Origin of the sequence: Azonexus sp. (genome assembly GCF_036170495.1) — a bacterium.
In the GTDB taxonomy this organism is placed as follows: domain Bacteria; phylum Pseudomonadota; class Gammaproteobacteria; order Burkholderiales; family Rhodocyclaceae; genus Azonexus.
In genome coordinates, this window is sequence record NZ_JAVHPH010000184.1 from 9,589 (window position 1) to 19,060 (window position 9,472).

10 protein-coding genes are annotated in these 9,472 nt (G+C 61.9%); 3 read left to right on the forward strand and 7 right to left on the reverse strand.

The genetic code is table 11. The features are described from left to right. Positions 1-1,919 (forward strand): type I secretion C-terminal target domain-containing protein (locus tag ADADOO_RS06230; protein ID WP_511275935.1); only part of this gene is annotated, 1,919 nt, incomplete at its 5' end. Between the two features lie 102 nt (positions 1,920-2,021). Here the strand turns inward: ADADOO_RS06230 and ADADOO_RS06235 are convergent. The 7 genes from ADADOO_RS06235 to ADADOO_RS06265 form a co-directional block, all read right to left on the reverse strand. Then, entirely contained in the window at positions 2,022-2,714 is a 693-nt protein-coding gene (locus tag ADADOO_RS06235) for a Crp/Fnr family transcriptional regulator (RefSeq protein WP_511275937.1), read from the reverse strand. A gap of 74 nt (positions 2,715-2,788) precedes the next feature. Then, complete coding sequence (locus ADADOO_RS06240) at positions 2,789-4,633, reverse strand: nitric oxide reductase activation protein NorD (protein ID WP_511275938.1); 1,845 nt, start codon at positions 4,631-4,633, stop codon at positions 2,789-2,791. Between the two features lie 2 nt (positions 4,634-4,635). Beyond that, on the reverse strand, positions 4,636-5,679 hold the full coding sequence (locus ADADOO_RS06245) for a 4Fe-4S binding protein (protein ID WP_511275940.1): 1,044 nt from the start codon (positions 5,677-5,679) through the stop codon (positions 4,636-4,638). Beyond that, positions 5,676-6,095, reverse strand: a complete 420-nt coding sequence (locus ADADOO_RS06250; RefSeq protein WP_511275942.1) for a magnetosome magnetite crystal formation protein family — start codon at positions 6,093-6,095, stop codon at positions 5,676-5,678. The genes ADADOO_RS06245 and ADADOO_RS06250 overlap by 4 nt, the downstream gene beginning before the upstream one ends. Beyond that, positions 6,076-6,858 (reverse strand): CbbQ/NirQ/NorQ/GpvN family protein, encoded by a 783-nt coding sequence (locus ADADOO_RS06255; RefSeq protein WP_511275944.1) that lies wholly within the window; start codon positions 6,856-6,858, stop codon positions 6,076-6,078. Before ADADOO_RS06255 ends, ADADOO_RS06250 begins: the two co-directional genes overlap by 20 nt. Continuing rightward, positions 6,855-7,124 (reverse strand): cytochrome C oxidase subunit IV family protein, encoded by a 270-nt coding sequence (locus ADADOO_RS06260; protein WP_511275946.1) that lies wholly within the window; start codon positions 7,122-7,124, stop codon positions 6,855-6,857. The genes ADADOO_RS06255 and ADADOO_RS06260 overlap by 4 nt, the downstream gene beginning before the upstream one ends. Beyond that, positions 7,124-7,705 (reverse strand): cytochrome c oxidase subunit 3 family protein, encoded by a 582-nt coding sequence (locus ADADOO_RS06265; protein ID WP_511275948.1) that lies wholly within the window; start codon positions 7,703-7,705, stop codon positions 7,124-7,126. The genes ADADOO_RS06260 and ADADOO_RS06265 overlap by 1 nt, the downstream gene beginning before the upstream one ends. Positions 7,706-7,812: 107 nt before the next feature. Here ADADOO_RS06265 and ADADOO_RS06270 point away from each other — a divergent pair, with 107 nt between their 5' ends. Next, positions 7,813-8,202: a DUF302 domain-containing protein gene (locus tag ADADOO_RS06270; protein WP_511275950.1), complete on the forward strand. Its 390-nt coding sequence runs from the start codon at positions 7,813-7,815 to the stop codon at positions 8,200-8,202. A gap of 117 nt (positions 8,203-8,319) precedes the next feature. Continuing rightward, positions 8,320-9,472 (forward strand): peroxidase family protein (locus ADADOO_RS06275; RefSeq protein ID WP_511275951.1); only part of this gene is annotated, 1,153 nt, incomplete at its 3' end.

Below are 9,472 nucleotides of genomic sequence, written 5' to 3' on the forward strand. Positions count from 1 at the left end.
CCGTCGCCGATGTCGCCGGCAACCCGGCCACCGACACGGAAGACGTGCACACCACGGACACCACGGCGGGGACGATCACGCTCGACGAAATCAGCGCTGACGTCATCAGCGCCGCCGAACGCGGCCTGCCGCTGACCATCAGCGGCACCACCACCGGCATCGAAGACGGCCAGGTAGCGACCGTCAGCTTCAACGGCCAGGACTACACCGGCACCGTCACCGGCGGGCTCTTCAGCGTCACCGTCCCGGCCGCCGATGTCGGGCTGCTCAGCGACACGACGACCTATGTGGCGACCGCCACCGTCGCCGATGTCGCCGGCAACCCGGCCACCGACACGGAAGACGTGCACACCACCGACACCACGGCGCCAACGGTGACTGCCCAATGGATCGATTACTGGCAGTTCAATCAGGGTAGTGGCACGACCACCACCAATTTCAATCCGACCACAGATCAGCTCGGTACTATTACCAATAACACTCCCCATGCCGGCCAGCAGGCTGATCCCGCCGCCAATCTGAGTCCGACATGGACGGCCGGGCGCAATGATTCGACGGCCATCCAGTTCAACGGTGTCGGCGGATCATCGGCGGCCCGAGATGGCGGTTGGGTGGCTCTCGCTCCTTCGGTGACGGATGCCTTGGCCGGGCAAACAGCGGCCAAGGCTGCTTCGCTCAGCTTCTGGATCAAGACCTCGCAGTTTGGCTCGAATATCGGTTGGGATTCGCCATCTGTCATCGGCATGGAAAACAATGGCGGTACGGTTGACGTCCAGTGGGGTTTTATCAACAACCAGGGCAAGATCGGCTTTGGCATCGGTGATAACGCCGGTCTGATGAGCAATAACGCGATCAACGATAATCAGTGGCATAGCGTCGTGATGTCTCATGATTTCGTGACGGGCAGAACCTACATGTGGGTCGACGGCGTGGCTCAGGCGATTAACGGTACGGTCCTTGCTGCTGGTTCCATCGCGCCGAACAAGTTCCTTGGCTTTGGGGTAACCGCCGACGATGGTGCGACTTCAAACCGCTTCCTCAATGGTGCGCTGGAAGATGCGCGGATTTATGACGGTGTTTTGACTACGGCCCAGGCCCAGGCTATTTACGAGACTGAACTGTGGGGGAATCAGCATTCGGTCATTGCAAATGACGGCCATGAACTTCGCTTTTCGCTGGGGCTGGGTGATGCCGCATCGGTCGTCCTGTCCGGTATGGTTTCTGGCACCCAGGTAACCGATGGCGCAGGTGGCCATAGCGGCACAGTTGGCGCGGGGGGGACGCTGGATATTTCGGCCTGGGGGGCTTCGGAGGTTTCCCTCAGCAATTATGGGTCAGGATCATTCCACATCACGATTACCGGTGCCGATACGGTGGGCAACACGACGACTCAACTGCTTTCCGTGGCAAACGCTGCTGACATGTATGCGGGAACTGCCGGTAGCGACACCCTGAATGCTTCGGTCAACTCGCGCGCGCACGTTCTGGCTGGTGGTGCCGGTGACGATACCTTGACGGGGGGGGCCGGGTCTGACGTCCTGATTGGTGGTGCTGGTAACGATTCGCTGACGGGGGGCCTGGGGTCCGATACCTTTGCCTGGAGTCTTGCGGACAAGGGTACGGTCGGGACGCCTGCGGTTGACACGGTGTTCGGCTTTGATGTCGCGGCGAAGGCAGCTGGTGGCGATGTGCTTGATCTGCGTGATCTCCTGCCCAATGGTGCAACCAATTCGACGACGCTGGATAGCTACCTGAATTTCAGCAAGTCGGGCAGCGATACGATCATCGACGTCAAGACCGACGGCGTGAACGTGACGCAAAAGATCGTGCTGGCCAATGTTGATCTCGGGGCAACGGGTGTTAACGACGCAACGATCATTCAGGATCTGCTGACCAAGGGCAAGCTGATTACCGATTAAGCTGTTTCAGTCGGCAGTAAAAAGGGGCGATTTTCATCGCCCCTTTTTTGTTCCATTTTGCCCGTTTTTTGCGGTTGACCGTAGCAATCGGGCCGGCCCCGATTATTCGTGCTGGCGCAGCTTGGTGGCGTTCGGAATATGAATTTTCCGGCCTTCGACGACGATCAGGCCAAGTTCAGTCAGCTCGTGCAGGATGCGCGAGAAATGTTCCTGGGTGAGGTTGAGGCGGGAGGCGATGACGCCCTTGTTGGTTGGTAGCGTGATGGCCACGTTGATGCCGTCGTGCTCGGCCTCGGGGAGTTCGCGCAGGAGGTAGCCGATGATGCGTTGTTTGCCGGAGTGCAGCGAATACGACTCGACGTCATTCATGAGCTGATGCAGGCGCATGGCCATGCCGGCGAACATCTTGCGGCACAGATTGTGGTCGCGTTGGAGTTCTTCGAAGACGACGCCTTTCGAAATGTGCAGCAGCAGGCAGTCGGTCAGGGCTTGGGCGAAGACGATGTAGGGCTTTTCCATGAACATGATGGCTTCACCAAAACTTTGCCCCTGGCTGATGATCTCGACAACTTTTTCGCTGCCCTGCGATGACGTGAAAGCCAGCTTGATCTGGCCGTACACCAGCAGGTGAAACCCGCTGCAGGTGTCGCCCTTGTGAAAGAGGATTTCGCCCTTGCCGGCGTGAATTTCACGGGTGCCACGGGCAATGCGGCTGAGTTCGTCCGGCGCCAGTCCCTGAAAGAGTGGAACGTGCGTCAATAGGGCTTCTATGTTGATTGGGTGACTGCCGTGCATGGTCTTGGCGCAATAACGATAACGCTTGATGTTCGCATCCGACTGATGCCGAAGCAATACGCCTTTGTGACTATCTATTGGCGTGTGAGTTGTACATAAAGGAGGGGAAGGCGGCTTGGCAGCTCCTCCGGTTTGCGGATGACGCAGAAGCCGGCCGGGCCGAAAAGATAGGGCAGGTAGACGCCGGCTTCGCGGTCGATGGTGACGCAGAATGGCATCAGGCCCATCCGGCGGGCTTCGTGCACGGCCATCCGGGTGTCCTCGATACCGTAGCGCGAGTCGTAGATGTCGAGGTCGTTCGGCTTTCCGTCGGTGATGATGAGCAACAGGCGACGGCTGGCTGGCTGCTCGGCCAGGATGCTGGCGGACTGACGGATGGCAGCGCCCATGCGTGTGTAGTAGCCGGGTTTGATGGCCAGGATGCGACCGCGGGCAGCGGCGTCGTATTTTCCGGCGAAGTCCTTGAGCAGATGGAAACGGATGTTTTGACGACGCAGCGAGGAGAAGCCGTAGATGCCGAAGCGGTCGCCCGTCGCGGTCAGCGCTTCGGAAAACAGCAAAAGCGCGTCGCGGATGACGTCGACGATGCGATGTGAGTCGGAAATCGGCGCATCGGTGGACATCGACAGGTCGGCCAGTAGCAGGCAGGCGAGGTCGCGTTCGCAGCGGGCCTGGGCGAGATAGCCGCCGGTTTCCGGCGTGTGCCCAGAGGCGCGGTCGGCGTGGTTGCGCACGCAGGCGTCGACGTCGAGTTCCGGCCCGTCGGGCTGACCCTTGAGCCAGCGCCGTTGCGGGGCGAGGGCGGCGAACTGGCCGCGCAGTTTCTTGGCCGTGGCGGCCAGTTCGGGCGGTAGCGCGGCGTGGCCAGCGTCGTCGGCGACCATCGGCTGCAGCAGGCAATGCGCCGGCAGCATCGCGTTCTTGCGGTAATCCCACTCGGGCAGCGCAATGCCGGGGCCTATTGGCGTGTCGTCCTCGGCGGCGGACGGCAGGTCGAGGTCGAACTTGACGCGCGATTTGGCGGTTTCGCCATCGCGGGTCAGCGACAGTTTGTCGAGGTCGTTGGCGGCGTCGCTGGCATTCGGGTTCTCGTCCTCGTCGAAAGCGCGATTGACGCGGACGTATTCGGCCCAGGTCGGCAGGCTTTCGGCGCGGAACATGGCGAGCATCGGATTCTTGTTGTCCGGCGTCTCGACCTGCTCGGCCTTGTGCGCTTCCTTGGCGGTTTCGCTGTTGCCGCGGCTGCCTTCGGGCGGCAGGTTGTCGCTCGGGTCGGCGAGTTTGGTGCCCGTTTCGAGCGTCTCTGAACCGATCAGCCAGAGCAGCACGGGCTGCGGCGGCCGCGATTTCATCGTGTTGAGCGGTGGCAGGCCGGCGACTGAGCCAGGGGCTTCGAGTGCCTGGCGAATGGCGTTTTCCTGCGCCGCTTCATCGGCTTGCATGGCGTCAGCTGCGATGCGGCCGGCGAGATGAGCGGCGACCAGGCGCCGGTAACGCTCGTTGAGGCCGGGATAGCGGTCAAGTGCCGTTCGGCTGGCGGTCTGGTTGCGGATGAACCACGACTGCTCCGGTGCCACGTCGCTGGCAGCCAGCGCGGCCAGCCACAGGTAGAGGTCGCGGTTTAGCGACTTTTCGGGGAAAGCGGCGATTTCCGGCGGCAGGCGCAGGATTTCGGCGTCGCGCCGGCCCTGGGCGATGCGTTCGTTGCTGCCGGCGACACGCTGCAGCCAGGTGCGCCGGGCGCCGTGTTCTTCCGAGGTGGCGGCGGCTACTTTGAGGCCCGGGTCGCCACCGAAGGCGCGAAACAGGATGCCGGCGGTTTTCTCGACCTCGCCCAGTTTGACGGCGGCTTCCGGGTAATGGCCGGCGGCGGCCTTGGTGACCCAGTTGTGCCAGATTTTGCCGATGAATTCTTCCATGGCTACAGTTTGGCTCCCGCGTCTTCGTCTGTATTTGATAAGGCTGAAAAACCGGCTTCGTTGCGCCGGGCATCCTCGTTGCTGACCCAGCGGAGCAGTTGCCCGTCCGGGTTGTCGCGGTTCACGGTCTTGCAGGCCGAAATGCACTGGCCGCATTGGGTGCAGGCGAACATCCAGCGTTTGACGTTGCGCGGTTTGAGGCGCATCGGGCAGACGGCATCGCACGCGCTTCCCGAAGGCGAGGCAAATTCGTTGCCGCTTTCGCGCAGGGCCTGCCGGGCGAGCAGGGTGTGGCCGGCGCTGCCGGCGCCTTGCTGGCAACTGGCGCAGTCGGTCAGCCGTTTGCGGTCGAAGCCGACGACCATCGCCTTCTTGTTTACGATCCACGCGAAGCTCTGGAAGATGCCGATGGCGCAGCCGTAGCGGCAGAAGAGGTGGCGGGCGAAGAGAAATTCGAGGCTGAGCACCGTCGTCGCGGCGGCCAGAAAAATGACTTCTTTCTGGTAGAGCGTGCAGGTGAACAGGCCGTGGTAAACCTGAAACGGCGGCATTAGGTAGGTCAGGCCGACGACGGCCCAGGCGAAGGCGAAACCGATGGCGGCGGGGACGACGAGCAGCCAGTAACGCTGGTCGCGCTTGGCCGGCGTGCCGTCCGGTTCCCACGGCGGGGTTTGCTTCTTGTCCCAGACCGAGTGCTTGCCGCTGGCGATGAGCATCAGGCGGTTGATCGTTTCGACCACGGAAAAATGCGGGCAGAGCCAGCCGCAATAGAGGCGGCCCCATTTCCAGGCGATGCCGATGATCAGCGCGCCGCCGCCAAGGACGGGCAGGAAGAGGTAGAGGATGATGTTGATGACCGCCGTGCTCGATTCGCCGGTGCCGGTCAGCAGTTCGTCGATGCCGAGATGCCAGGGGTAGGTCAGGAAATAGGCGTGGCGCTCGGTGAGGTCGTAGCGGAACAGGTCGAAGAGCGGCGTGACCGTGAATAGCGTGAAAAAGCCCATCTGCGCGAGCAGACGGGTGCGTTGCAGCCTTTCGATTTTCACGGTTTTTTGCCGTTGACCGTGGGGCCAATGATCGGGAAGCGCCACATCTGGCCATTCATGGCCTTGATCAGCGCGTACATGCCAAACAGCACGAGGGTCGAGTGAATGCAGGTGAAATAGAGGATCAGCGTGACCCAGGTCCATTCCCAGTCCAGCCCGCCGAGGCCGAGGATGAGGCCGGAAAGAACGACGATGAGCAGTCCGCCGACCAGGCTGACGAAGGTGGTTTGCCTGAGATGCTGGCGGGCCAGCGGCGGGGCGCTGTCCTTGTATTTGAACCACAGGCCGACGAGGAGCAGGAAGGCCAGCCCGGGTAACAACAGCAGGTTGATCAGATAGAGGGCTTCGGCGAGGACGGCCAGGTTTTGCCCGGCCTTTTCTTCCTCGAAACCGAAGTCATCGTCCGAAAGTGGCATTGACGATTTCCATGAGCGCCTCGACGGTTTCCTCGTCGTCGGTCAGGCTCTCGACCAGCGCGGCGCGGCAGGCGGCGCTGACGTCGAAACCGGACTTGATGAGCGTCGCGGCGTAGACGAGCAGGCGGGTGCTGGCGACTTCTTCGAGGTCGCGGTCTTTCAACGCCCGGAAGGCCTTGGCGATGCCGACCAGACGCTTGGCCAGATCGGCGTCGCAGCCGGTTTCGCCGATCAGGATGGAGATTTCGCGCTCGGCACCGGGGAAGTCGAAGCGCATCGAGACGAAGCGTTGGCGGGTGGAAGGCTTGAGGCCTTTTAGCAGGTTCTGGTAGCCGGGGTTGTAGGAAACGACGAGCATGAAGTTGGCCGGCGCTTTGAGGATTTCGCCGGTGCGGTCGATGGGCAGGATGCGCCGGTCGTCGGCCAGCGGGTGGAGGACGACGGTAGTGTCCTTGCGCGCTTCGACCACTTCGTCGAGGTAGCAGATGCCACCTTCGCGCACGGCGCGGGTCAGCGGGCCGTCCGACCAGTAGGTGCCCTTGTCGGAAATCAGGTGGCGGCCGACGAGGTCGGCGGCGGTCAGGTCGTCGTGGCAGGCGACGGTGTACAGCGGCAGCTTGAGGCGGGCCGCCATGTGGGCGACGAAGCGCGTCTTGCCGCAGCCGGTCGGGCCTTTGATGAGCAGCGGCAGGCGTTGCTGGAAGGCGTGCTCGAAGAGCGAGATTTCGTTGCTGGAAGGTTCGTAGAAGGGCAGATCGGTCATTTGAGGGAAATCCAGTAAGCCAGCAGAATCAAGCTGGAGACGAGTATAAGCCAGCCTTCGAGCAGGACCCGCCACATCATCGGCGCCTCGCGTAGCTCCATGAAATCGAGGATGACCAGCCGGCCCTTGACGAAGGCGATGGCCAGCATGGCGACGATGGCCCCGGTGCCGGCGGCGCCGACTTCACCGAGAGTCCAGGTGATGCCGGTGGCGACCATGAGGACGAGCCAGGCGCGGTGGGCGGAATTTTTGAGGGCGGCGATCATCAGCGCATCACATAAACGAGCGGGAAAAGGATGATCCACAGCAGGTCGACCATGTGCCAGTAGGCGGCGCCGCTTTCCAGCCCGTGCGCGTTATGGCCGCCGTAGGCGCCATTTCTGGCCTGGAACCAGAGAACGGTGAGGATGACCATGCCGAGGATGACGTGCATGAAGTGGAAGAAAGTCAGCGAGATGTAGAACATGTAAAAGGTGTTGGTCGACATCGAAATGCCGGCGCCGAACTTGGCGCTGTATTCGATCACCTTGACGACCAGGAAGCCGCCGCCGCACAACCAGCCGAGCAGGATGTTGGGCGGCACCGCCTTGATGTCGTCGCGATGCGCCGCCTGCACGGCGCGGACAATAAACCACGAGCCGGTGATGAGGAGCAGCGTATTGAGGGCGCCGAAGTTGCGGTCCAGCGTCTGCTGGTAGAGGTTGAATTCTTCGACATGGCGGGCCCGGGCGAAGGCGTAGGCGGAAAAGAACACCGCGAAGGCGAGCAGTTCGGCGAGGATGAAGAACCAGATGGCGAGGTCGCCGGGCAGGCGTTTGGTGGCAGACGGGGCGACAAGCGTGTTCATGCGCCGGATAATAACGGGCACACGGCTGCGCTAACTTGATCTGCCCTAAGAAGCTGCGGCAGGAATCCCACGGTCAACCGGAAATTTTGGCCAAAATCGAAATTGGAATGCTCATGTTCTACCGCGTCGACAGCGACAAATCCTTCTACGAAGCCTGCACTGACCTCGTGCCGGTCATTCAGCGTCATGGCCTCAACGTCCTTCAGGTGCACGACCTGGGCGGCATGCTCGACAGCAAGGGCATCGAATTCGACGACGCATGTCAGGTTTTTGAAGTCGGCAATCCCCGGCTGGTCGAGAAACTGCTGGCCATCGACATGCGCCTCAGTGCGGTGCTGCCCTGGCGCATTTCGGTCTATACCGAGAACGGCAACACGAAGATCGCCCTGACCCGGCCGCTGCCTGTGCTCGCGGCCCTGTCGTCCGATTCCGGGCTGGCCCGGCTGGGACAGGAGCTGGAAGGCAAACTCATCCAGATCGTCGACGAGACACGTTAGGCGGATAGCAATAGCCTATCAAGCGTATCCAGCCAATCAATTAGCAATACAGGGCCTGCTCTCCTAATATCAGTTTGACCGTTTTCAAGAAGGTCATTCAAAGAGGAGAGTAGAGCGATGGATACCAATCAAATGAAGAGCGCCGCCAAATGCCCGGTCATGCATGGTGGCAATACGGCCAGCGGCAACGCCAACACGGCGTGGTGGCCGAAGGCATTGAACCTCGACATCCTGCATCAGCACGACAGCAAGACCAATCCGCTGGGCACCGGCTTCAACTACCGCGAGGAAGTCAAAAAGCTTGACGTCGCCGCCCTCAAGAAAGACCTGGTCGCCCTGATGACCGACAGCCAGGACTGGTGGCCGGCCGACTGGGGCCACTACGGCGGCCTGATGATCCGCATGGCCTGGCACTCGGCCGGTTCGTATCGGGTGGCCGATGGCCGCGGCGGTGCCGGCACGGGCAACCAGCGTTTTGCCCCGCTCAATTCCTGGCCCGACAACGTCAACCTGGACAAGGCGCGCCGCCTGTTGTGGCCGATCAAGAAGAAATACGGCAACAAGCTGAGCTGGGCCGACCTGATCATTCTCGCCGGCAACGTCGCCTATGAATCGATGGGCCTCAAGACGTTTGGCTTCGGCTTCGGTCGCGAAGACATCTGGCATCCCGAAAAGGACATTTACTGGGGTTCCGAGAAGGAATGGCTGGCGCCAACCGATAATCCGAACAGCCGTTATTCCGGCGAGCGCGATCTGGATAACCCGCTGGCTGCCGTGATGATGGGCCTGATCTACGTCAATCCCCAGGGTGTCGACGGCAAGCCCGACCCGCTCAAGACCGCCCACGACGTCCGCGTCACCTTTTCCCGGATGGCGATGAACGACGAGGAAACCGTCGCCCTGACCGCCGGCGGCCATACGGTCGGCAAAGCCCATGGCAATGGTGACGCCGCTCGGCTGGGCCGGGAGCCGGAAGCGGCCGAGGTCGAGGAACAGGGCCTGGGCTGGAACAACCACAGCAGCCGGGGCATCGGCCGCGATACCGTGACCAGCGGCCTTGAAGGCGCCTGGACCACCCACCCGACGCAATGGGACAACGGCTACTTCGACCTGCTCCTCGGCTACGACTGGTGGCTGGAGAAATCGCCGGCTGGCGCCTGGCAGTGGGCGCCGGTCAACATTCGGGAAGAGGACATGCCGGTCGATGTCGAGGATCCCTCGATCCGCTGCAAGCCGATGATGACCGACGCCGACATGGCGATGAAGTTCG

Excerpts from the sequence above, each read along its gene's own strand:
- ADADOO_RS06260 (WP_511275946.1), bottom strand. The coding sequence starts at position 7,124 with ATGATCGCCGCCCTCAAAAATTCCGCCCACCGCGCCTGGCTCGTCCTC.
- ADADOO_RS06250 (WP_511275942.1), bottom strand. The coding sequence starts at position 6,095 with ATGCCACTTTCGGACGATGACTTCGGTTTCGAGGAAGAAAAGGCCGGG.
- ADADOO_RS06265 (WP_511275948.1), bottom strand. The coding sequence starts at position 7,705 with ATGAACACGCTTGTCGCCCCGTCTGCCACCAAACGCCTGCCCGGCGAC.
- ADADOO_RS06240 (WP_511275938.1), bottom strand. The coding sequence starts at position 4,633 with ATGGAAGAATTCATCGGCAAAATCTGGCACAACTGGGTCACCAAGGCC.
- ADADOO_RS06235 (WP_511275937.1), bottom strand. The coding sequence starts at position 2,714 with ATGCACGGCAGTCACCCAATCAACATAGAAGCCCTATTGACGCACGTT.
- ADADOO_RS06255 (WP_511275944.1), bottom strand. The coding sequence starts at position 6,858 with ATGACCGATCTGCCCTTCTACGAACCTTCCAGCAACGAAATCTCGCTC.
- ADADOO_RS06270 (WP_511275950.1), top strand. The coding sequence starts at position 7,813 with ATGCTCATGTTCTACCGCGTCGACAGCGACAAATCCTTCTACGAAGCC.